The organism is Sphingobacterium sp. LZ7M1 (assembly GCF_024296865.1).
Lineage (GTDB): Bacteria > Bacteroidota > Bacteroidia > Sphingobacteriales > Sphingobacteriaceae > Sphingobacterium.
The window spans coordinates 2987511-3010478 of record NZ_CP101134.1 but is presented as its reverse complement, the minus strand read 5'-3'; the positions used below and the strand labels follow the sequence as shown (position 1 = coordinate 3010478).

The window sequence follows — 22968 nt, the reverse complement described above, 5'->3', positions numbered from 1 at the left end:
AACTTTTATACCTTTAAAAACCTTTTTTAAAACATACGATTATAAACAGATAGAAGTATTTTATTTGATCGTATAGCATGTATAGAAACAAACAAAAGCTCTTTTGGGCTTTGGGCTTATCGCTATTATTTAGCACGGCATCTCCTGCGACAAGTTTTGTTGCTGCAGGAACATTAAAACAACAAACTCAAGAAGATTCTGTCCGGGTTCAATCGGTGCAGAAGATTAATCCCACTACAGTCCAAATCAAATTCAGTAACGATCAATTATTATTGGTTGATTTTTATGCTGACAATATTTTCAGGTTATTTCAGGACAATAAATCTGCTGTGCTGAGGGACCCGCAGGCAGAGCCAGCTGCCCAGATCTTGGTAAATAATCCTCGGAAGAAGCTGCACAATTTTGAAGTCAATGAGAAAGATGGTTCATGGTTTATTTCCAGTAAGGAAGCCGCGATGGAAATCAGCAAAGCAAATGGCCTATTTAAGATCTACAACATCAAGAATAAGCAGTTGGTAACCCAATCAATTGCCCCAATAGCATTCAACAAGAAGAAAGTTAGTCTTCAATTAGCTGAAGACCCCACGGAATATTTTTATGGTGGTGGTGTGCAAAACGGTCGTTTTTCCCATAAAGGAAAATCCATCGCTATCGAGAATACCAATAATTGGACAGATGGGGGTGTAGCCTCGCCAACTCCCTTTTATTGGTCAACTAAAGGCTACGGTATGATGTGGTACACCTTTAAGAAAGGGAAGTATGATTTTGGCAATACTGAAAAAGGAAAGGTAAAGCTTAGCCATGATACCGATTATCTGGACTTGTTTTTTATGGTCAGCGATAATCCGGTCGGAGTATTGAACGATTTCTATCAGTTAACCGGAAACCCCATATTGTTGCCAAAGTTTGGTTTTTATGAAGGGCACCTGAATGCCTACAACCGCGACTTTTGGAAGGAAGATGAAAAAGGCGTTTTATTCGAAGATGGGAAACGGTATAAGGAAAGCCAAAAGGATGAAGGCGGTACCAAGGAATCATTGAACGGCGAAAAGAACAATTATCAATTTTCAGCAAGAGCGGTTATTGATCGGTATCAACAGCATGACATGCCATTGGGTTGGATATTGCCGAATGATGGATATGGAGCCGGATATGGGCAAGAGAAAACATTAGATGGAAATATCCAAAACCTTAAATCATTAGGTGAATACGCTCGTTCAAAAGGCGTGGAGATAGGGCTTTGGACGCAATCAGATCTGCATCCAAAGGATAGTATAGATGCCTTGCTGCAAAGGGATATCGTGAAAGAGGTTCGTGATGCTGGGGTTCGTGTTTTAAAAACAGATGTGGCCTGGGTCGGTGCGGGATATTCCTTCGGGTTGAACGGTGTTGCCGATGTGGGACATATCATGCCATATTATGGCAATGATGCACGTCCATTTATTATATCATTGGATGGCTGGGCAGGTACGCAACGATATGCTGGTATCTGGTCTGGAGATCAGACCGGAGGGCAATGGGAGTATATACGATTCCATATTCCGACCTATATTGGTTCTGGTTTGTCGGGGCAACCTAATATCACTTCCGATATGGATGGTATTTTCGGCGGAAAGAACACAAAGGTGAATACAAGAGATTTCCAATGGAAGACCTTTACACCGATGGAATTGAATATGGACGGCTGGGGTTCGAATGAAAAATACCCACATGCTCTAGGTGAACCTTTTACATCGATCAACAGAAACTATCTGAAGTTGAAATCTGAGCTTATGCCCTATGCATACAGTATAGCAAAGGAGGCCATTGATGGAAAACCCATGATCCGCGCGATGATGCTGGATTATCCTAACCCTTATACCCAAGGTTCTGCCACGCAATATCAATTCCTGTATGGACCTTTTATTTTGGTTGCTCCAATCTATCAGGAAACCAAAGTTGATTCCTTAGGGAATGATATCCGTAATGGTATTTACCTTCCGGAAGGAAATTGGATAGATTATTTCTCTGGCGATCTCTATGCTGGGAATACTATCGTGAATAATTTTGATGCTCCAATCTGGAAAACACCGGTCTTTATTAAGGCCGGAGCAATTATTCCAAGAACAAACCCTAACAATAATGTCCAGGAAATCAATAAAAAACACAGGATATATGAAATCTATCCTGCTGGGAAATCGCATTTCTACGAATATGATGATGATGGTTTTACCCAAGCTTATCTAAATAAAGAGGGGGTTTATACCTGTATTGAATCGGATGCTGAAAAGAAGGCAGAGGTGAAGATTCTGGTTCATAATGCCGAAGGTGATTTTAAAGGTTTTGATAAGGAAAAGAGCACTGAATTTTGGGTCAATATGACCAAAAAGCCGAAGAAGATTGCGGTGAAAGTTGGAAAGAAAAACTTAAAACTGAAGGAGGTGAATTCTAAGGTAGAATTTGAGCGTTCAAATAATGTGTACTATTATGAGGGAAGGCCGAATTTGAATGCTTTCTCTACCAAAGGCTCCCTATTTGAGCAAACAGAGATCATTAAAAATCCACAGTTATTGGTGAAAGTTGAGGAAACAGATGTTACCATAAATCCGATCAGTTTAACAATTCAAGGCTTTGAATATGCGCCAGTCGATCGCTTTAAAAAATCGACAGGGGTACTCAGCGCACCGAGTACCGTTAGCATTTCAGAGGAGAAGACAAAGGCTTATACTTTAGAGCCAACATGGGATCGGGTAGAGCATGCAGACTATTATGAAATAGAATTTGATGGACAGCAGTATAGTTATATCCAAGACAATCATCTCCTGTTTGAAGGATTGAAACCTGAAACCAATTATAATTTCAAGATCAGGTCGGTAAACAAGGACGGTGTTTCAGATTGGAAGGAATTTGAACAGACTACCAAATCGAATCCATTGCAATTTGCCATAACAGGATTATCTGCTGAAACATCTGTGCCTAATCAAGGATCAGAGGGAGTTGATAATTTGGTGGATTTTGATGAAGGTAATATGTGGCATACGAAGTGGGGACAGAAGGCAGTTCCATTTGATTTGATAGTGGACCTGAACAGTTTTAACCAGTTGGATAAGTTTCAATATTTACCAAGATCGGGAAGAGGAAATGGAATCTTGTTGGAAGGTAAGGTGGAATTCAGCAATGATAAGGAGGTGTGGACTGAAGCCGGTGATTTCAAATGGGAGAACAATGATAGTATGAAGGAATTCAGCTTTAGGGACCAGCCGAAAGCAAGGTTTGTGAAGTTGAAAGTTTCTAAAGCTGTTGGAGATTTTGGTTCTGGAAGGGAGTTATATGTGTTTAAGGTTCCTGGAACGGATAGTTACCGTCCTGGTGATATCAATAATGACCGATTGATCGATATCAATGACCTGACTTCCTATACCAACTATACAGGTTTGAGAATGGGAGATGCCGACTTTGAGGGCTACGTAAGCAATGGAGACATCAACAAAAATGGGTTGATTGACGCGTATGATATTTCAGCTGTTGCTACGAAGTTAGAAGGGGGCGTTGAGTTAGATCCGAAGGAAGAGCTTTCAGGATCACTGAAGGTTTCTGCATCTAGATCTAATTTCAGCAAGGATGATATCTTGGAAGTTCACGTGAAAGCAGATAACTTGAAGGATGTCAATGCATTCTCATTTGCCTTGCCATATAATCCTCAAGATTTTGAATTCGTAGGAATTGACAATCATCTCGCAAAACAGATGAACAATATGACCAATGACAGATTGCATAGCAATGGTCAGAAGGCACTATATCCAACATTTGTGAACCTAGGTGATAAGGAGGTAATCAACTCTAAAGATGGTTTGATCCTAACCATTAAATTGAAGGCAAAACGTGCTGGTCAGTTTAATTTGAAAGCCAAGGATGTCATGATCGTTAGTAAGAGCATGAAGACACTAGGCTCAAGGCAATAGACACTAGACATCAGACACAAGAGCCTTTCTAAGGGGGGAAGTTTGAATTTAGTCTGCTGTTTTAGGACGGCTGAAAATTCTACTGTCTTGTATCTTATGTCTTAAGTCTAAAAAACAGGAAAGGCCAGATCACTCTGGCCTTTCCTGTTTTTTTTATTATTCAATTATGCAAGTACGAATTGTAAGTCAGCTTGGAATTTCACGTCTTCACTCACCATTACACCACCAGTTTCAAGGGCAGCATTCCAAGTTAATCCGAAGTCATTACGGTTGATTTTACCGGTAACGGTATAGCCAGCTTTTTGGTTGCCCCAAGGATCTTTACCAATTCCACCGAATTCTACATCGAAAGTAACAGGTTTGGTCACATCTTTTATAGTTAAGTCACCAGTTAATTTGAATTCATCGTCATCTACTTTTTCGATTCCAGTGGAAACAAATTTGATATCTGGGAATTGAGATACAGCGAAGAAATCTTCACTTTTTAAGTGTTGATCACGTTGGCTGTTTTTAGTGTTGATGGAATCAGCTTTGATTTCTACTGATACATGTTTTGCAGCATCTAGTACATCTTCGCTATTTTCTACACTAACATTGAAGTTTTCAAAATGACCTTTTACTGTGGAGATCATCATGTGTTTTACTTTAAATTCGATTTCGCTGTGTGCGGTATCTAAGTTCCAATTTGCCATAATATTATTCTCTTTATTTATTCTCTATTTGTTTTTGTTCAACAAAGATGAGGGGAAATTTATTCTTGCACATTGATGTATGTTAAGAAATGGAATGTTAATTAAAATATTTAGAATAGTAGGCAAGAATATATTTGCGATTTCCTCTGCTATTCAAATTTCCTCTTTACAGGGATATTGAACTTGGTCTTTACTCTAGGTTAAATTTACGACAAAAGGCATAATTATCACTAATGGAATGATTGATAATAAAAATTAAATAATTGATAATGAATTACTGACGGAATTATGACGGTTAAAATCTGTTAAAGCCATTTGAATTATTATTCCACATGGTATATTTGCCTTCAAATGAAAACGATTGTCACATTTGTACTTTTTTTCTTCTTCCTGTTAATAAGGAGTGGGAACAGTCATGAGGTAATCAATCATTCTGATAGACCCGCTATCAGTTTTATGGAGAACTTTGCTGGCAGTATTAGCCCAGCTCAGCAACATGAGTTTCAAAAGTTAAAATACACGCAAACAAATTCTAATGGATTAGGAGGGCATGCAGAGCATATCCTTTTAGAACAAGAATCTGAGGATTTCCAACTGTGGAAGGACTATCATCTTCAGATGGCTTTCTATTCTTGTCTGATTGCGTTTTCTTTTTTGTTGTTTTTTCCAAAAAAAGCACATCAGAAATCTACGGATTTTATCCTCGATAATAATCCCAATCCTATTTTCATTTCTCTACGCTCGTTGAGAATTTAATACCCTTGATACTTCAATGGTCATTGGCATTTTATGCTGTTGATTTGATGGTATCTTAATTATTATTTTCTTAAGCACTAACAATCTTCATTGACTATTGAATGTCCTTATCCCTCATTTGGGTTCAAGCCCATTTTACATTCAAAAACTTTAAAAAAATCTTTAAAACAAAATGAAGAGAGTTGTCATGCTCATGAGTTCACTGGCTGCACTGTGCCTAGTGTCTTGCAATGAAAAAAAAGAAGAAAAGGAAGAGGCTTTCAGATACACTGTAACCTCTCCGGCAGAAATTGACACGAGCTTTAACAAAGAGTATGTGTCCCAGATTAAATCTGTAAGAAATATTGAATTGCGTGCGCTGGAGAAAGGATATCTCGAGCAAATCTATGTCGATGAAGGCCAAACGGTCAGAAAGGGTCAATTGCTGTTCCGTATCAAGCCTACCATGTACCAAGCCGAACTGAACAAACAAATGGCTGAGGTTGAAGTCGCGCAGATCGAAGTTCAGAATACCCAAAACCTGTCTGATAAGAATATCGTATCGCCGAATGAACTGGCAATGGCAAAAGCGAAACTGGAACGGGCAAAGGCTGAGGCAGCTATAGCAAAAATACACTTAAACTTTACAGAGGTTAGAGCACCATTTGATGGTACGATTGATAGGATTCCATTGAAATTGGGAAGTTTGGTTGATGAAGGGGAGCTATTGACGAGCTTGTCGGACAACTCGCAGATGTTTGCCTATTTCAATGTCTCCGAACCCGAGTATCTAGATTATCAACGCAATGTGGCCAACCGTGCCGATAATCACGTTTCCCTATTGTTGGCGAACAATGAAGAGTTAGAACATAAGGGCATGGTGGAAACCATTGAAGGAGAGTTCGATATCGAAACCGGTAATATCGCTTTCCGTGCTCGATTCCCTAACCCGAATAAATTACTGCGGAACGGAGAGACTGGAAAGGTCTTGATGAAAGTTCCAATGAAGCGTGCCCTATTGATTCCACAAAAGGCAACTTACGAAGTTCAAGATAAAAAGTATGTATTCATGATCGGCAAGGATGGAAAAGTCGTTTCGCAACCGATCAAGATCAGTGCTTCGCTACCCGATCTATATGTCGTTGCGGGAGGAATTGCGCCGAACGATAAGATCCTTCTAGAAGGATTGCAGAAAGTTAAGGATGGCGAAAAGATCAAATATGAGTATGTGGAGCCGAAAGATGCCATCTCAAATTTAAAGATCAGAACAGAATAAGTTGTAAGGAAAAAAATAGAATAACATGTTTAACAGATTTATAAATAGACCGGTACTTTCTATTGTCATATCCCTTATTATCGTATTCTTAGGGGTATTGGCCATGACACAATTGCCAGTAACACAATTTCCGTCAATCTCTCCACCGAAGGTAAATGTGAAAGCAGAATATCCAGGTGCGAATGGAGAGTTGATGATCAAAGCCGTCATCATCCCATTAGAAAGGGCAATCAATGGGGTGCCCGGCATGAAATATATGGCTTCCGATGCCGGAAATGATGGGGAAGCCAGTATTCAGATCGTTTTTGATTTAGGGACCGACCCTAACCAAGCCTCCGTCAATGTACAGAACAGGGTAGCTTCGGTAGTCAATAAGCTTCCACCGATTGTGGTCCGTGAAGGGGTAAAAATAACCCGTGAGGAATCCAATATGTTGATGTACATCAATATGTACAGTGACGAAAAGGATTTGGATGGGAATTTCATGTACAACTTTGCCGATATCAATGTGGTGTCAGAGTTGAGGCGTGTTCCAGGTGTGGGTGTCGCCGATATCTTGGGAAACAGGGAATATGCCATGCGTATTTGGTTGAAACCCGATCGGATGACAGCCTATAAGGTTTCTTCAGAAGAAGTGATGAAAGCCCTTGAGGAACAGAGCCTAGAAGCTTCTCCAGGTCGAGCCGGTGAGTCTTCGGGTATAAAATCCCAATCCTTTGAGTATATCCTAAAGTATTCCGGGCGTTTTACGACGGAGGAGGAATATGGCAATATCATCCTTAAGGTAAATCCAAATGGGGAGATCTTGAGATTGAAAGATGTAGCCGATATACATTTCGGTTCTGCCATGTACGATATCTACTCCACCTTGAACGGGAGACCTTCTGCAGCGATTGTCCTGAAACAATCCTATGGAAGTAATGCCTCTCAGGTAATCAAGGATGTCAAGGCGAAAATGGAAGAGCTGCAGCAATCTTTTCCCAAAGGGCTGCACTATGAGATAAGTTACGATGTATCCAAATTCTTGGATGCTTCTATGGAAAAGGTAGTACATACCTTGGTCGAAGCCTTTATTTTGGTGGCTTTTGTGGTGTTTCTGTTTTTAGGGGATTTACGATCGACCTTGATCCCGACGATTGCCGTTCCTGTGTCTTTGATCGGAGCATTCTTGTTTATGCAATTTTTTGGGATCAGCATCAACTTGATCACCCTTTTTGCCTTGGTGCTGGCTATTGGGGTGGTCGTTGATGATGCAATCGTCGTCATCGAGGCAGTGCACAAGAAGATGGAGGAACACCATGTATCGGCCTATAAAGCAACCAAAAAGGCTATGCATGAAATTGCAGGTGCAATTATTGCGATTACCTTTTTGATGGCTGCGGTGTTTATTCCTGTAGCCTTTATGTCGGGACCTGTCGGCATCTTTTACCGTCAGTTCTCGATTACCATGGCGACCTCCATTATCCTTTCTGGTATTGTGGCATTGACCTTGACTCCGGCATTATGTGCCATTCTCCTAAAGAACAACCATGGAAAGCCTCGTAAGAAATCCATCGTTGATAAATTCCTGGATTCCTTCAATAGAGGATTTGACAATATGCAGAACCGCTATGTCAAGTTGCTGAGTAAGATTGTAAACAAACGCATATTAACCTTCCTGATATTGATCGGTTTTTGTATTGGAGCCTATTTCCTAAATAATAGTGTGCCTTCAGGCTTTATCCCCAATGAAGACCAAGGGATGATTTATGCCATTATACAGACCCCACCAGGATCAACCTTGGAACGGACAAATAAGGCTGCATTGGATTTGCAGAAAGAAGCAGAGGATATCGATGGTGTAGCATCCGTTTCTTCACTTGCAGGTTATGAAATCCTGAATGAAGGAACGGCAGCAAATACCGGGACACTATTGATCAATTTGAAAGGTTGGGAAGAAAGGAAGGAATCAGCTTTAGAGATCATTGAGCAATTGGAGAAAAGTGCTGAAAACATTCCTGGAGCATCCATTGAGTTCTTCCAACCACCAGCAGTACCTGGTTATGGAGCAGCCGGAGGATTTGAATTAAGGTTGTTGGATAAAACCGGTAACAATGATTTCCAGAAAATGGAACAAGTGAGCAAGGATTTTGTAAAGGAGTTGAACAATAGGCCTGGACTGGCATCTGTATTTACATTCTTTAGTGCAAGTTTTCCGCAATACCTTTTAAAAATCGATAATGAAATAGCTCAACAAAAGGGTATTTCCATAGATAATGCGATGACCACCCTGTCTACCTTGGTGGGATCGAACTATGAAACCAACTTCATCAAGTTCGATAGACAATATAAGGTCATGGTTCAGGCTTTACCTCAATATAGAGCCTTGCCTGAGGATATCTTAAAGCTATATGCCAAAAATGATAAAGGCGAAATGGTGCCATTTTCTGAGTTTATGCATATGGAAAAGGTATATGGACTTTCAGAGATTACCCGACATAATATGTATTTGGCATCAGAGATTTCTGGGTCAGCGAAACAGGGCTTTAGTTCTGGCGAAGCGATCAATGTAGTAAATGAAGTTGCTCTGAAAAGCTTGCAACGTGGCTATGCCATTGATTGGGCCGGTATTTCGAAGGATGAGGTAGCCCGTGGTAACCAGGCCATTTATATATTCATGATCTGTTTAGGCTTTGTCTATTTGATTTTGGCAGCGCAATATGAGAGTTTTATCCTCCCATTTGCTGTGATACTTTCCCTACCTGTCGGAATCTTCGGTGCCTTTTTCCTATTGAAACTGCTGCATCTTGAGAATAACATCTATGCGCAGGTTGCACTGGTCATGCTGATCGGTCTGCTGGGTAAGAATGCCGTGTTGATCGTGGAGTTCGCTGTTCAGAAACATCAAGAAGGCCTGAGCATTTTTGAAGCAGCCATGGAAGGTGCAAAAGTCCGTTTCAGACCGATCTTGATGACCTCATTTGCATTTATTGCAGGATTAATTCCATTAGTCCTGGCTACGGGTCCAGGTGCTATTGGGAACCGAACGATTGGTACCGCGGCGGCAGGAGGGATGCTGTTCGGTACCATCTTCGGGGTCCTTGTGATCCCGGGATTGTACTTTATTTTCGGGACAATCGCCTCCAAACGTAAATTGATTAAACAAGAAGACGAAAACCCTTTATCTGAAGAAATCGATGGAAAATAAAAAATATAACTACTTCAATTGGGTTGCCGTCGGAATATTGGCACTTTCTGTATCAAGCTGTAAAGTGCCTCAGGCAACGCAGAAGAAAGAAAATAAAGTAATGCCGACCAGTTTTGTGGATTCATTGGCCAGCCAAGATACCACAAACTCAGGCAACGTGAAATGGAGGGAGTTCTTTACAGATCCAAACCTGATTTCCTTGATCGATACTGCTTTAAAGAATAATCAGGAACTGAACATTACCCTTCAGGAACTGGAGATTGCCAAGAATGATATCATGCTCCGAAAAGGAGCATTGAAACCTATCGTGGACATTGGAGCTGGGGGTGGAGTCGAAAAAGTGGGTCGCTATACCTCGCAAGGAGCAGGTGATGCTTCCACAGAAATTACTCCTGGACATGAGATGCCCGATCCCTTAGGTGATCTAAATGTTTCTGTTTTTGCCCATTGGGAGGTTGATATCTGGCGAAAGTTAAAAGATTCTGAACAGGCAGCGGTAAACCGTTATTTGGCAACCGTGGAAGGTAAGAACTTTGTGCTGAGCAGCCTGATTGCTGAAGTGGCCAATTCCTATTATGAGTTATTGGCCTTGGATAATCAACTGTCCATCATTCGTCAGAACATTCAGCTGCAGGAAAAAGCCTTGGAGGTCGTGAAGATCCAAAAGGAAGCAACCCGGGTAACGGAATTGGCTGTTAAAAAGTTTGAGGCAGAGGTTGCAAAAACCAAGGGAATGGAATTTTCTACCTTGCAACAGATCAAGGAAACGGAAAACAGGATCAATTTTCTCTTAGGTAGGTATCCGCAGGAAATTGCAAGAAACCAAGCTAATTTCATTGATCTAGTTCCTGCAACGGTGAGAACGGGGATTCCAAGTCAATTGCTGAATAACCGCCCTGATATCCTACAGGCAGAGCATGAACTTGCTGCGTCAAAATTGGATGTACAGGTGGCCAAAAAGGAATTCTATCCTTCACTGGATATCTCAGCTGCTTTTGGTCTTCAGGCATTTAAACCATCTTATCTTTTCAGGTTGCCGGAATCCTTGTTATATAATTTAGCGGGGGACCTTACTGCACCACTTTTGAATAAGAACGCCATCAAGGCGGAATTCAATTCCGCAAATGCAAGGCAGATCCAAGCCATCTATAATTATGAACGGACCCTGTTGAATGCTTTCACCGAAGTATCTACCCAGCTGTCCAATATTGACAATTTGGAGAAAGGATATGTCTATAAGAACCAAGAAGTGGATGCATTGAATAAATCCATTGATGTATCCAATGAACTCTTCAAGTCTGCAAGGGCAGATTATTTAGAAGTTTTGATGACACAAAGGGACGTATTGGATGCAAAGCTCGAATTAATCGAAACAAAAAAACAACAACTCAATGCAGTTGTTAATGTATATAAAGCATTAGGAGGGGGGTGGAAATAAACTTCCTTCTAATATTATTAGGGTTAGTTTTCAAGGGAGCGGTAATTCTGCTCCCTTTTTATTTTTAGCATTGTTGATGTAGTTATTTTTATATATTTGACGATTATTTATTAACCCACTAACAAATCATTATGCTTAAAATTACAAAGAGTCTTTTCTTGTTAACTCTAATTACTATTATTCATTTGCATTCCAATGCCCAGTCTAATCCATTTTCTATCGGAGCACATTTAGAATGGAACATGGAGTCGCCCACCTATGCCAAGCTATATTCGGTCAATGCTAAATATGATTTCAGAGAAAGACAAGCTATTCAAGCTCAGGTAGGATTAGGTGATTATGATGTTTGCTATATAGGTGCCGATTATCTATATACCGTATTGCTCTTGAAAAAGATGCCGAGTGTGTTTGTTGGGGCAGGATTAGGTTTTGAAGGGATTCGCGGAACGGATGCTAATGATATTATCATAAATGCGCTGGCTGGATTCCAGTTCGACATCAAGAAGTTTTCTCCTTTTGTGGGATACAAACCTAAGTTTTATTTTGAAGCAGAAGGAATTGATCCATCTACGATTTTTATAGGATTACGTTATAGAATTTAAGATATTATTTAAAAGCACCTGTACTTTGTTATAGGTGTTTTTGCTTTTAGAGTACTGAAGATTTCCTAGGGATCAATTTAGTCTTTAGTTCAATGGTTTCATATTCTTCAATTGGGTATTTGGCATTGATCAGCTCGACTAACTTTTGGAAGGCAATCATTCCAATCTCTTCTGTAGGTTGAACCACTGTGGAAAGGGATGGGTTAAGGGAGTTTGGAATCCTAATATTGGAGAAACCTATGACTGAAACCTCTTCGGGAACCTTGATGTTCATTTCAGCTAATATGCCCAAGGTCAGGGTGGTGATGTCATCGGTTGCACCAAAGATGGCATTGACCATGTTTCCTGTAGATTTTAGATAGTTCAGCTTTTTTATGATTGAATCTTCGATTTCATCATGTTTGCTATAGTCACATTCTAGGTAAAAATTATTATCAAATTCTATCTTATGGTCTTTCAGGCATTTCTGGAACCCTACTAATCTGGCTTCCGAAACTCCTATGTTTTTACCCGTGATATGTAAAATATTCTTCCTTCCAGAGTTCAGGAGGTGTTCGGTGGCATCATAGGCACTCAGTTGGTTGTCTATTCCAACCTTATGGGTTTGCAGGTCATGGTTTACCCGGTCAAATAGAACCACTGGGATCCCCGAATCCTGTAGGCTCTTTAGTTGTTCATAGTTTGAATTGAAAGAAACAGGGGATATCAAAAGGCCATCAATTCCACGCATCTTTAGCACCTCAATGGCATGCTTTTCCAAATTGACATCATCACGGCTCTGCATGATGATGATATCATATTTATCAATTTGGGATCCCTTATGGATCCCATCAAGGACTTGGGAGATAAACGTATTGCTGATATTAAAAACGATGACACCAATCGTGTTGGTCTTGCCTGTTTTCAATGTCCGAGCGACCTTGTTAGGGACATAGTTATGTTTTTCAGCATAGTCTTTTACCATTTTTTTAGTAGACTCGCTGATTTCATAACTATCTGATAGAGACTTGGAAACGGTAGAAATAGATAGTTTTAAGTCTCTGGCAATATCCTTTAAAGTCTTACGTTCTGTCATAATTAGTTCATCCTGAAATGATCCTGATAGGGAGATTTCTAAAAATTTAAATAAACAAATTTTAAATGGTTTTGGCAATTTATTCTTCCTTTTTAATAAAAAGACATCCAATTTAAGTTAAATTGGATGTCTTTTTTAGCCTTTACTTAAAGATTTTTATTTACTTAGCTCGAAAGGTAAGACAGCATTTTCAACGATCAGCTTCTCGTTATCATAGATATCTAAAACCATGAAACCCTCGTAATAAGTTCCAAAACTCTCTGGAGGATTTGAATGCTTTTTTAGGGATTGGATTTTTCCCTTGACCTTAAATTTTTTCCACTCTCCTGGATTTATACTATAGTTGTAATTTGCAGTAAAAGGTCCTATGTATTCCATATATTCAGCCCAGTTTTTTTGGTTTTCTACATCAAGATCAATTTCTTGACCCAAATAGCTGGATATGCCATTTTCTAATTTTAATACCAAATGTTGGCCTGAATTGGAAAAGGTATTATACCTGTAATCATAATATTCATTCGTAACGTTGGAGAGCGATTTACCAGAAGAGCTTGTTGTCGAAAAGAACTGAAATTTTGGATTAGTGGTTCTAATGTCAAAAATGAGGGCTTCACATCCCACAGATCCAATCTCTTTGGCCTGGATGGATCCCTCGATTTCCCTTTCAGATTTAGCATTAGGGAATTCAAAAATCTTTCCCTTAAATTTAAATGACACCGTTTGATTCTGGGGGTCATATTTAAAGTCTTCAATAGAAAAGGATTTTTTAGGCTCTATAGTTTGGGAATAGAAAACGCCAGGTCCAGTAGGAGTGTTTGTGTTGTACTTTACGGATACCAATTCACCATTGGAGAGTATGGTAAAGGTAATTTCAGCATATTTACCTTCCGCAGCTTCAATTTGGGCCGAAACATAAATTTTTCCGCAATTTTCATTCCCCCCATTGAAAGATACTTTTCCTTTAATTTCCTTGTGGTTCTCAATGAGTTGAAAGGATGGGTCTTCAGAATCAATTTTTTCTTCGGTCTTGTCACAGCTAGTAAAAAACAAGCTTAAGCATAGGAATAAGAATAGGAAAGTGAAATTTTTCATAATCTGTTATCAGTTAGTGTGTTGGCATTAAATGCGCTTTATTTTAATTTCTTCTAGCGCTAATTGTTTAAAGATAGACAATGGAAATGAGTAAAAGTTTATTCTAGGTTAAGAATATTCTTGATTTTTTTCAATAACTACCAAGCATAGCGAAAGGGAAGGCCAAATCAGCATAGTTTAAAGCATACAACTGTATTAAAAAAAGGATTATTGGTCAAAGGGAATGTAAAGCTTCTATTAATTTGACGAAATCGATATCCTAAATCAAAAAAGGGTATAAATCAATCATTATTCTTGAGGTCTGTTTGGAGGTATGGAAACCAAGACCTTATAGAATTCTATGGCAGATAGCTAGGCTAACTGGATCGGATCACTGGATCAAGATTGTGGTAGGAAGTAGTAATCATGCTAATAATATTAATTTAATATTAATACCCGTATTTATCCAATAGTTGGGCTTGTAGTTTAGTTATTTGGGTGAATAATATTTCGGCAATATGTATTTGTGTTAATTTTTACGAAACAATAGCAAGAAGTCAATTTGTGAATTAATGTGGGTTTAAAACTTATGTGGTTATACATTCAATTTTTGGAATAATTTATGTAGAATTTTTCGTTCAAGATATTGGAATCTAGAATAGGTATGCAAAAATTAAAAGTGATTATTACGGGTGCAACTGGAATGGTTGGGGAAGGAGTGCTTCAGGAATGTTTAGTCAATCCTGAAGTAGAAAGGGTGTTGATTGTCAACAGAAAGGAATATCCGCTACAACACCCCAAATTATCACAAGCGATTCTATCTGATATTCAGGATATTGAAAGCATAGGAGAGGATCTGTCTTCGTACAATGCCTGTTATTTCTGTGCTGGGGTTTCTTCCGTAGGCATGGATGAACAAAAATACAGCATGTTAACTTATGACCTAACTTTAGGCTTTGCCAAAAAACTGTTGGCCATTAATAAAGACATGACTTTCTGTTATGTTTCGGGTTCAGGAACCGACAGTTCCGAACAAGGAAGGACCATGTGGGCTAGAGTAAAGGGTAAAACTGAAAATGACCTGATGAAACTTCCTTTTAAAGCTGTGTACAATTTTCGTCCCGCATTTATGCGTCCTACCCCCGGTGCAAAAAATGTCAAGGGTATCTTTAAACTGATTACTGCCCTCTATCCAATCCTGAGACCGTTCAACAAAACCTATTTCCTAACCTTAGAAGAAGTCGCAAAAGCCATGATCGTCGTATCCATACATGGATACAATAAGCATGTGCTTGAAGTTGAGGATATTTCATTCCTAGCGTCAAAATCTTGAGTCTTTCTTGTTCCCATGTCCTCCAAAAAACTTCATTTATTGTCTTGAAATAAAATATTTATTGATTTTTTCAGGATTACATTTTCTCATAATTACTGATTATATAGAAATATATCTACAATTCCGTTTAGGTTTTCCATTATTTTCCTGTAAATTTATTGGGTAAAATTAACTATTGTGAATTGCTGTCTTTGCTATTAGAATATAATTTAATAGCTAGTTATAACTATTTACATTCCTTAACCATTATTACAAAACACGAAAGAGTTTATAAAATTTTTAAAAAGTATAGCTGAAATCAAATTTATTGCGTTAATTCGTGATGAACTTTAACTATTGAAGAGAACACCTAACACAGTTATTTAATTAGGAAACCTGTATTTGAGATTTTTAGAGCCAAAATTATAAATCGTTTTAGCATTATTTATTATTAACTATATTTTTATGTGGAATTCTGACAATTTTACTCGTAGAGGCAAGAGGCTATGGATTATTCCCTTAGTGCTCCTCGCAACTAGTTACAGTCCGGCTAATGCCAATGTTAGCTTTGGACCGAACGCAGTCCTAACCACTAATTTGCAGCAACAGACCGTTTCAGGCGTTGTCCGTGATGCAGGTACTAACCAGCCTATGGGAGGGGTGACCATCTCTGTCAAAGGTACCAATACCGCCACGCAGACCGACGACAATGGTAACTTCTCCATTGCAGCAAATACCGGTCAGGTAATCGTTGCCAATTTCTTAGGGTTCAAGTCCCAAGAGAAAACGGTAAGTTCCAGCACCATGAACTTCTCTCTAGAAAGTTCCGATCAACAGATCGAGGAATTGGTGGTTGTAGGTTATGGTACCATGAGAAAGTCTGATGTGACGGGTTCGATCTCCAACGTAAAAGGAGAGGACATGATCAAGGCACAGAGCTTTAGTCCCCTAGAAAACTTAAGGGGTAAAGCGCCAGGTGTCAACATCTATTCCAACTCGAGCCAGCCAGGTGCCTATGCCAATAGGGTGATTATCCGTGGTACAAACACCATCAACTCTTCTTCAAACCCACTTTACGTGGTGGATGGAGTGGTGATGCAAGATTTCCATTTGTTGAACCCGAACGATATCCAGAGTATCGAAGTATTGAAAGACGCTTCATCAGCAGCGATCTATGGTGCGCGTGGTGCCAACGGTGTTATCTTGGTTACGACCAAAAGGGGTAACAAGGATGGCAGAAGGACAATCAGCTACCAAGGTTCTGTGAGCAGTAACTCTGTACAGCGCTATATGGATGTTCTGAGCGGTCAGGAATGGGTGGATGCCTTTATGATCGGTCTTGAGAACGAAAACAAATGGCAGGGCAAGAACTGGAACCTGAACAAGACTTCCTGGTTCAATGACCCGAACTACTTCGATGCAAGCGGTAACCCATTGTACAATACGGACTGGCAGAGAGAGGCGACAAGGAATTCCCTGTCCCATAACCACCAGATCGATATCCAACAAGGTGACGAGAATTCATCGGTTGGTGCGTTCTTGAACTACTCTGAAAACCAAGGGGTGGTGAACAATACCTACAGCAAACGTATCAACGGTAAATTAGCCTATGATTCTAAAGTTAAGGAATGGTTATCGACCAGTGTGAACTTATTGGCAAACCATACTTGGGGCCAACATACACCAGAGGATGGTGGTGGTCAGGATGCGCGTCGTACCATGATCGAAATGCTTCCTTGGTTACCTATCTACCAACCGGATGGTAAATACACTAACTCTTCATCTTCAACGGTTTCTAACGTGTTGGCATTCGAAGGTATGGCAAACCCAGTTTCTATCTTGGATTTGCAGAAGAGAATGCGCTACAATACCCAAATCTTCGGTAATGCGGCATTGACTTTCCACATTGCTGATGGTTTAGACCTGAAAACTCAATTCGGTATTGATAACCACAGAAAAGAATACAGAGGATATTCTTCTATTTTATTGAATAACATCTCAAGACCTAACGGTTGGGCTGAAGTGAGCAGCTGGAATGACCTGTATTGGCAAGAAGAAACGTACCTAACCTACAACAAGACTTTCGACAAACATAGGGTAAATGCTATGGCGGGTCTTTCTTGGCAGGAACGTACCTATTTCGGTTTCAATACCCGTACGGAAGGATTTACTACCGATGCTTATGAATACAACAACTTAGGTGTTGGTTCTATCCCAGGTTCTCCAGGTTCAGGAACAAACAAATGGGCGATGAACTCGTATTTCGTTCGTGGTAACTATAGCTACGATGACCGTTATTCAGTTACTTTAACTGCTCGTGCGGATGGTTCCTCTAAATTTGGACAGGATAAGAAATATGGTTTCTTCCCGTCTGCAGGTTTAGCATGGAATGTTTCCAACGAACAGTTCATGAGAGACCAAAATACAGTTAGCAACTTAAAACTTCACACTTCTTACGGTATTACCGGTAACTCGGAGATCGATCCATATTCATCATTGTTCATGATCGGTGCGGGTACTACTTTGATCAACAGTAACCGTGAGCCATCATATGTTGTAGGAAACCTTGGTAACCCTGGATTACAATGGGAAAAGACCAAAACTTATGATGCTGGTTTTGAATTAGGTTTGTTCGAAAACAAATTGAACTTTGATATCTCATACTACAATAGAACAACAACAGACCTATTGTTGAGAGCACCGGTTCCTTACTCAACAGGATTCAATGATGTTTGGAAAAACATCGGTTCAGTTAGAAACAGTGGGGTAGAGGTATTGGTTACTGCTAATCCGATCCGCAGAGATGACCTAACCTGGAATATCAGCTTGAACGGTAGCTACAACAAGAACAAGGTGTTGAAACTAGGTGAAAACAACGAAGACATTCTATTGAACGGATGGGTTGGTGGACCTAACAGTATCATCCGTGTAGGCGAGAACTTGAACAGTTTCTATGGTTACGAAAGAGAAAAGATCTATACCGTTCAGGATTTCGAAAACGGAGAGATCGATCAGAACAAGATCGGTAGACCAAAACGTTCTACGACCCAAAGAATCTTAGGACAAGGTGTTCCTGATTGGATGGGTAGCTTTATCAACACCGTAAACTACAAGAATTTCGACTTAACCGTTGACCTTCAGTTTGTTTACGGAGTAGAGACCATGCAACAGTTCTTCCACTCGACCTATGACCGTTTCGGTATTACCAATGGTTTGAAAACTATCTTGACCGATGCATACAATGGAACTAATCCAGGTACTATGCAGCAAGCGATATATTTGACAAACAATGGTCACGCTGGACAGGATACCAATGTGGATTCACAATGGGTGGTTGATGGTTCATACCTACGTGTTAACGTGCTACAATTGGGTTATTCATTCAAGTCAGACCTAGCTAGCAGAATGGGCTTCTCGGCATTGCGTATCTATGCAAGTGCGAATAACCCATGGTTGTTTACTAACAAAGACTTCCAAGGATACGATCCAGAAAGTACTTCATTGGGTGAAGGAAATAAATTCGGTCAGAACATGACTTTCTTCTCTTACCCAAGAGCCAAGACTTTCACTTTCGGAGTTAACCTGACCTTATAATCTATAGAATTATTATTATGAAAACTAGAAATTTTGCAATCGCTATACTATTGACAGGTGTGCTTGGTCTGAGTTCCTGTGAGAAGTTTTTAGAGGAACAGCCTAAGTCCAATGAGACTTTAAATTTCTTCTATAAAACAGAGGCCCAAGCAATAGGAAATGTCAATGCATTATACCGTAGGGGAGCTACCGTAAGATACGGAAATGCAGGAAGTGCATACCTCGGTCCAACGGCTTCCATCCCTACCTTTTTAACGGGGTACTTTACCAACTCTTATGAAAACCAAGAGTTGATCTGTCAATATTCAAGATTATTGAACAGACAGGAAAACACCCGTATCGTATCCAACACCATGAACACGATTTGGAATGATAGTTACAATTCCATCAATATCGCTAATGGTGCCGTGAAACATATCCCTGAGATTCCATTTACGGATGCCAATCAGCAGAAGACCTTGATCGCTACTGCTAAGTTCTTCAGAGCTTTCAACTACTTCTATTTGGTGAAAACATTCGGAGATGTGCCTTTGCACTTGGAACCTACTGAAAATCTTGACAACCTTTACCTTGAGCGTTCTCCTGTAGCTACGGTTTATCAAGCTATCGAGAAAGATCTTAAAGATGCGGTCGATGGATTGCCAGCAGTGACTTTCACAGAGAACAAGAACCGTATTACTAAATATGTTGCGGCAATGACGCTTGCGAATGTTTATTTACAACAAGGTAAATTTGCAGAGGCTGCTACCTATTCTAAAATGGTGGTAAACTCTCCGCACAGCTTGACAGCAAATGAGGACTTAAAATTGAAGAGTGCTTACAACAAGTTGCGTACTACAGATAACTTAGCAGAGTCAATCTATGCGTATGAATTTGACGGAACGATCTCTTCAAGTGGTTGGTGGCCAACTTATGGATTCAACTCTTCTGCTACGGCTGTATTTGACAAATATGCCATCTTCGAACGCGTTTATGGACCGACCAAAAAGTTCTTGAACGTGTACAAAGCAGACGACTTAAGGATCCAGCCTAACCAATTTTTCCATTGGGAATATAAAAACCCAAACACTGGAAAGATATGGAAATCTGATGATGCAGGTGTTTGGTACTATGTAGATGAGGCTGCGATATTGACTTCTGGTCGTGGTACCAAGGATTTCAATATCTACCGTTATGCAGAGGCGTTATTGATCGCTGCTGAAAGTACAGCAAAAGCTGCCAATGCGGTTACCGCAGAGGCTGCAGGATACTTGGCAAGGATCAAAGCTCGTGCGAGCACAACCAATAAGACAGTGGCTCAGTACACAACAGAACTTCAGGCTCTTTCTCCAACTGCCTTTGTTGAAGAAGTATGGACTGAACGTCTTCGTGAATTGCCACTTGAGTTTAAGATGTGGGACGACTGTTTGCGTACCGGTAAATTCCCTGTTATTTCAGATACTGAAAAAGGAAAAGTTACTTACATAAACTTAGTTGGAGGCAAAAATGCTTCAGGAGCTACATTCAAAGATTCTGACCTTTTATGGCCAATCTCTCTGGATGAACTTCAACGTAATCCTAAATTGACTCAAAATAAAGATTACCAATCTAAAAATTAAGGCGATAATTTAAAATGGAGAGGCTACCTAATATTTTAGGTAGCCTTTTTTATAAATTCCTTTCGATAAATTGAACCCGCTCCGCTATGGACAGTTTGGGGACCTCAATGGTCTCATAACCATATTTCTCATATACTTTTTTCATGGATTCAAAGGTTTCCAATGCCTCGGCCCAAGATTGTTTCCTTTCAGAATCAGTTACGTAAATTTCCTCCCATGGTGGAAGGATAAATACCTTTTTGTACAAAGCTGAACTCAGGTCATCTTGAATTTCCTGACTGATCTTTATGTCTTCCATTTCCATATAGCAAATGCTGTCCAACAAGCCTCGGTCAAAGAAGACTACCTCATTTTCAAATCGCTGTAGGGTCAACTTATAGGAACACAGAGATTCAGACCACATCCGATTGGCATAGGCTTCTTTGTCGGCCCAGGGTAGAGCAGAGCCTCTGTTCAACACTTGTTCTTTGATGATTTCTCGGGCAACTTCTGGAATACATGGAAACCCCTTTTCTGCAAGCAGTGTCAATAAGCTGGTCTTGCCAGTTCCCGGTCCACCAGTGAGCACATAGTAGTTTCTAATACTTTTCTTCATTAATATTTTTAAAATATAAGCTCCAATATTTCCCCTGGAAGGCCGTTAAAGTCACGGAATTCCCTAGATTGAAAGCCATTTTTAGTTAAGATCTTTTTGGATGCATAATTTTTGGGGTCAATTATGGCAAATAGTCCCTTTAGGTTTTTAATAGATTTTGAGTATTGGACTAAATGTTCGGCTATTTGGCTGGCAATGCCTTTTCCCCAGAATTCAGGAATGATAATGTAGCCTAATTCAGCAATGTCAGCATTGGACTCCGTAATTTCAAGTTTGGCTAATCCAATAAATGAACCTTTTTTCTTTTCTACTATTTTAAAGGTACCAAAGTTAGGGGAGATGGAGTTTAATTTTAAGAGTTTTTTGAAGTCCTCTCTGGCTTCTGCATATTCAAAGGGCCTTTCTGTAATCATTTCCATCACCTTACTGTCGTTTACCAACTTGAAGTAGTTGTCAAAGTCCATGCTGGTGTTTACAAACTTCAGCAGTTTATACTGATCTAAATCCATCATAAATCAATAAATTTTAATAAAAGTAAAAATTATTAATGTAATTAGGCTTTGCTTTTGAAGGATTTATAAAAACTTAAGACAATGGTAACCGCAAATTTATAGTTCAGGGTTTTTAATATGTCTTCTCAGCTTCAAGATCTTGTCGCTGAACAATACGATCAGCAGGACATAAAGCATCTGGGAGAATAATCCTAGATAATTTCGGAGCTGAAGATCTGTGATTTTTGGAAATATCAGTTCAGTGACCAGATAGTTTAAGCAGATTCCAAAAAGCGTACCTGCTGCAAAAAATATCAATGCATATTTCCTGGACTTACTGATTGATTCTTTCTCTGCTTCAATTTTTTCAATCTTAGACATTACCTTAGCATCAAAATCATCAAAAGGCATCTCCAATTTTGCCATCTTCATGATCTCCTTGAAGTCATCCTTGTTCTCTTCCATAATACATGCTGTTTATTTCTTTGTTTAGTTCAAATGCCATTCTTTTCCGAGCACGAAAAAGAATGATTTTACAGTTGGCAGTGGTCCAGCCAGTGATTTCACATAGCTCCGCCGCTGGCAATTCCTCAAGATAAAACAACCTCAAGGCGAGGGCTTCATTGCTGGGTAGCCTTCTCAGTACCTCGTTTATCATTTGTTTCTGTTCCTCTATCATCAAGTTTTTCAAGGCATGGTCATCAAATTGAAGATCATGCTGACCTAGGTCTAGTTCCACAAATTGAATGGTTTTTTTTTGGATCATTTTGTAAGAGCAATGAACCACGATCTTGTAAAACCAAGTACTGAACTTGGAATTGCCCTTAAAATTTTTGAGTGAAAGATAGGTTTGAACAAAGGACTCTTGTGCAACTTCTTCTGCGAGAAGTTCATTTTTTACAATAGAGATAGCAATGGAAAAGGCCATGTCTTTATAGGTACTGATAAAGTAGCTAAAGGCATGGCGATCTCCAGAAAGAACTTTGTCTATGTAAAGACTATCCATCAATGCTGTTCTCTTCTTTTTTGTCCTGTTTATCCGCAATAATTAATGATACTCCTACTGTCAAGGCAATGAGCCCAATAATGATAAAACCATCCCAATCAGAATCATTCAGAATGTGCAAGGCAAATAATAGACCTGACAATAGAGATCCAAGGGCAAATCCAATGACCACAACCCCAATTTTCTTCCAAGAATTTGGTTTACCCGGTGTTCTCGGAATCGGTCCGCCTAATTTGGTAATCGTTTCTGACCTATATTTGCTGATAAAATATGTACACAGTACAATACAAGCAAAAAATGAAATTGGAATTAATACTTCGAATGCTTCCATAATATTTGATTTTATACATTAGTG

General features: G+C 39.6%; 17 protein-coding genes. 9 read left to right on the top strand and 8 right to left on the bottom strand.

Features of this window, described 5'->3' with window-relative positions; all coding sequences use genetic code 11:
• Window positions 1-77 precede the first annotated feature (77 nt).
• Complete coding sequence (locus NMK93_RS13010) at window positions 78-3941, top strand: TIM-barrel domain-containing protein (protein ID WP_254527743.1); 3864 nt, start codon at window positions 78-80, stop codon at window positions 3939-3941.
• Window positions 3942-4105: 164 nt separating this feature from the next.
• Here the strand turns inward: NMK93_RS13010 and NMK93_RS13005 are convergent, their stop codons facing one another.
• Window positions 4106-4633 carry a YceI family protein gene (locus tag NMK93_RS13005; RefSeq protein ID WP_185218327.1) on the bottom strand — a complete coding sequence of 176 codons (528 nt, stop codon included), beginning with the start codon at window positions 4631-4633 and terminating at the stop codon, window positions 4106-4108.
• Between the two features lie 351 nt (window positions 4634-4984).
• On the opposite strand from NMK93_RS13005, the gene NMK93_RS13000 reads away from it, so the two are divergent.
• The 5 genes from NMK93_RS13000 (at window position 4985) to NMK93_RS12980 (ending at window position 11871) form a co-directional block, all read left to right on the top strand.
• Window positions 4985-5389, top strand: coding sequence for a hypothetical protein (locus NMK93_RS13000; RefSeq protein WP_185218326.1), 405 nt, complete (start codon window positions 4985-4987; stop codon window positions 5387-5389).
• A 172-nt stretch (window positions 5390-5561) separates the two neighbouring features.
• Window positions 5562-6644: an efflux RND transporter periplasmic adaptor subunit gene (locus NMK93_RS12995; RefSeq protein WP_254527742.1), complete on the top strand. Its 1083-nt coding sequence runs from the start codon at window positions 5562-5564 to the stop codon at window positions 6642-6644.
• 25 nt (window positions 6645-6669) lie between these two features.
• The gene (locus NMK93_RS12990; RefSeq protein WP_254527741.1) at window positions 6670-9831 is read left to right on the top strand and encodes an efflux RND transporter permease subunit; all 3162 of its coding nucleotides are present in this window, start codon (window positions 6670-6672) and stop codon (window positions 9829-9831) included.
• The gene (locus NMK93_RS12985; RefSeq protein ID WP_254527740.1) at window positions 9821-11269 is read left to right on the top strand and encodes a TolC family protein; all 1449 of its coding nucleotides are present in this window, start codon (window positions 9821-9823) and stop codon (window positions 11267-11269) included. The genes NMK93_RS12990 and NMK93_RS12985 overlap by 11 nt, the downstream gene beginning before the upstream one ends.
• A 131-nt stretch (window positions 11270-11400) precedes the next feature.
• Entirely contained in the window at window positions 11401-11871 is a 471-nt protein-coding gene (locus NMK93_RS12980) for a hypothetical protein (protein WP_254527738.1), read from the top strand.
• A 46-nt stretch (window positions 11872-11917) separates the two neighbouring features.
• Here the strand turns inward: NMK93_RS12980 and NMK93_RS12975 are convergent, their stop codons facing one another.
• Both NMK93_RS12975 and NMK93_RS12970 read right to left on the bottom strand, forming a co-directional pair.
• A complete protein-coding gene (locus NMK93_RS12975) occupies window positions 11918-12946 on the bottom strand; it encodes a LacI family DNA-binding transcriptional regulator (protein ID WP_185213824.1) in 1029 nt (342 codons plus the stop codon).
• Between the two features lie 156 nt (window positions 12947-13102).
• On the bottom strand, window positions 13103-14038 hold the full coding sequence (locus NMK93_RS12970; RefSeq protein WP_185218321.1) for a hypothetical protein: 936 nt from the start codon (window positions 14036-14038) through the stop codon (window positions 13103-13105).
• A gap of 643 nt (window positions 14039-14681) precedes the next feature.
• On the opposite strand from NMK93_RS12970, the gene NMK93_RS12965 reads away from it, so the two are divergent.
• From NMK93_RS12965 to NMK93_RS12955, 3 genes are all read left to right on the top strand, one after another.
• The gene (locus NMK93_RS12965) at window positions 14682-15350 is read left to right on the top strand and encodes an NAD-dependent epimerase/dehydratase family protein (RefSeq protein ID WP_185218320.1); all 669 of its coding nucleotides are present in this window, start codon (window positions 14682-14684) and stop codon (window positions 15348-15350) included.
• Window positions 15351-15794: 444 nt separating this feature from the next.
• Window positions 15795-18923 (top strand): TonB-dependent receptor, encoded by a 3129-nt coding sequence (locus tag NMK93_RS12960; protein ID WP_185213828.1) that lies wholly within the window; start codon window positions 15795-15797, stop codon window positions 18921-18923.
• A gap of 17 nt (window positions 18924-18940) precedes the next feature.
• A complete protein-coding gene (locus tag NMK93_RS12955) occupies window positions 18941-20521 on the top strand; it encodes a RagB/SusD family nutrient uptake outer membrane protein (protein WP_185213829.1) in 1581 nt (526 codons plus the stop codon).
• Window positions 20522-20570: 49 nt separating this feature from the next.
• On the opposite strand, the gene NMK93_RS12950 is transcribed toward NMK93_RS12955, so the two are convergent.
• The 5 genes from NMK93_RS12950 to NMK93_RS12930 form a co-directional block, all read right to left on the bottom strand.
• The gene (locus NMK93_RS12950) at window positions 20571-21116 is read right to left on the bottom strand and encodes an AAA family ATPase (RefSeq protein ID WP_185218319.1); all 546 of its coding nucleotides are present in this window, start codon (window positions 21114-21116) and stop codon (window positions 20571-20573) included.
• Between the two features lie 8 nt (window positions 21117-21124).
• On the bottom strand, window positions 21125-21628 hold the full coding sequence (locus tag NMK93_RS12945) for a GNAT family N-acetyltransferase (RefSeq protein ID WP_214648504.1): 504 nt from the start codon (window positions 21626-21628) through the stop codon (window positions 21125-21127).
• Window positions 21629-21724: 96 nt separating this feature from the next.
• Window positions 21725-22072 carry a hypothetical protein gene (locus NMK93_RS12940; protein WP_254527736.1) on the bottom strand — a complete coding sequence of 116 codons (348 nt, stop codon included), beginning with the start codon at window positions 22070-22072 and terminating at the stop codon, window positions 21725-21727.
• Window positions 22053-22613 carry an RNA polymerase sigma factor gene (locus NMK93_RS12935; RefSeq protein WP_185213832.1) on the bottom strand — a complete coding sequence of 187 codons (561 nt, stop codon included), beginning with the start codon at window positions 22611-22613 and terminating at the stop codon, window positions 22053-22055. The genes NMK93_RS12940 and NMK93_RS12935 overlap by 20 nt, the downstream gene beginning before the upstream one ends.
• Window positions 22606-22944, bottom strand: coding sequence for a hypothetical protein (locus NMK93_RS12930; protein ID WP_185213833.1), 339 nt, complete (start codon window positions 22942-22944; stop codon window positions 22606-22608). The genes NMK93_RS12935 and NMK93_RS12930 overlap by 8 nt, the downstream gene beginning before the upstream one ends.
• Between the last annotated feature and the right edge of the window lie 24 nt (window positions 22945-22968).

What these genes read in the sequence shown, in the direction of transcription:
- NMK93_RS13010 (WP_254527743.1), top strand. Translation starts at nt 78, where the DNA reads ATGTATAGAAACAAACAAAAGCTCTTTTGGGCTTTGGGCTTATCGCTA.
- NMK93_RS13005 (WP_185218327.1), bottom strand. Translation starts at nt 4,633, where the DNA reads ATGGCAAATTGGAACTTAGATACCGCACACAGCGAAATCGAATTTAAA.
- NMK93_RS13000 (WP_185218326.1), top strand. Translation starts at nt 4,985, where the DNA reads ATGAAAACGATTGTCACATTTGTACTTTTTTTCTTCTTCCTGTTAATA.
- NMK93_RS12995 (WP_254527742.1), top strand. Translation starts at nt 5,562, where the DNA reads ATGAAGAGAGTTGTCATGCTCATGAGTTCACTGGCTGCACTGTGCCTA.
- NMK93_RS12990 (WP_254527741.1), top strand. Translation starts at nt 6,670, where the DNA reads ATGTTTAACAGATTTATAAATAGACCGGTACTTTCTATTGTCATATCC.
- NMK93_RS12985 (WP_254527740.1), top strand. Translation starts at nt 9,821, where the DNA reads ATGGAAAATAAAAAATATAACTACTTCAATTGGGTTGCCGTCGGAATA.
- NMK93_RS12980 (WP_254527738.1), top strand. Translation starts at nt 11,401, where the DNA reads ATGCTTAAAATTACAAAGAGTCTTTTCTTGTTAACTCTAATTACTATT.
- NMK93_RS12975 (WP_185213824.1), bottom strand. Translation starts at nt 12,946, where the DNA reads ATGACAGAACGTAAGACTTTAAAGGATATTGCCAGAGACTTAAAACTA.
- NMK93_RS12970 (WP_185218321.1), bottom strand. Translation starts at nt 14,038, where the DNA reads ATGAAAAATTTCACTTTCCTATTCTTATTCCTATGCTTAAGCTTGTTT.
- NMK93_RS12965 (WP_185218320.1), top strand. Translation starts at nt 14,682, where the DNA reads ATGCAAAAATTAAAAGTGATTATTACGGGTGCAACTGGAATGGTTGGG.
- NMK93_RS12960 (WP_185213828.1), top strand. Translation starts at nt 15,795, where the DNA reads ATGTGGAATTCTGACAATTTTACTCGTAGAGGCAAGAGGCTATGGATT.
- NMK93_RS12955 (WP_185213829.1), top strand. Translation starts at nt 18,941, where the DNA reads ATGAAAACTAGAAATTTTGCAATCGCTATACTATTGACAGGTGTGCTT.
- NMK93_RS12950 (WP_185218319.1), bottom strand. Translation starts at nt 21,116, where the DNA reads ATGAAGAAAAGTATTAGAAACTACTATGTGCTCACTGGTGGACCGGGA.
- NMK93_RS12945 (WP_214648504.1), bottom strand. Translation starts at nt 21,628, where the DNA reads ATGATGGATTTAGATCAGTATAAACTGCTGAAGTTTGTAAACACCAGC.
- NMK93_RS12940 (WP_254527736.1), bottom strand. Translation starts at nt 22,072, where the DNA reads ATGGAAGAGAACAAGGATGACTTCAAGGAGATCATGAAGATGGCAAAA.
- NMK93_RS12935 (WP_185213832.1), bottom strand. Translation starts at nt 22,613, where the DNA reads ATGGATAGTCTTTACATAGACAAAGTTCTTTCTGGAGATCGCCATGCC.
- NMK93_RS12930 (WP_185213833.1), bottom strand. Translation starts at nt 22,944, where the DNA reads ATGGAAGCATTCGAAGTATTAATTCCAATTTCATTTTTTGCTTGTATT.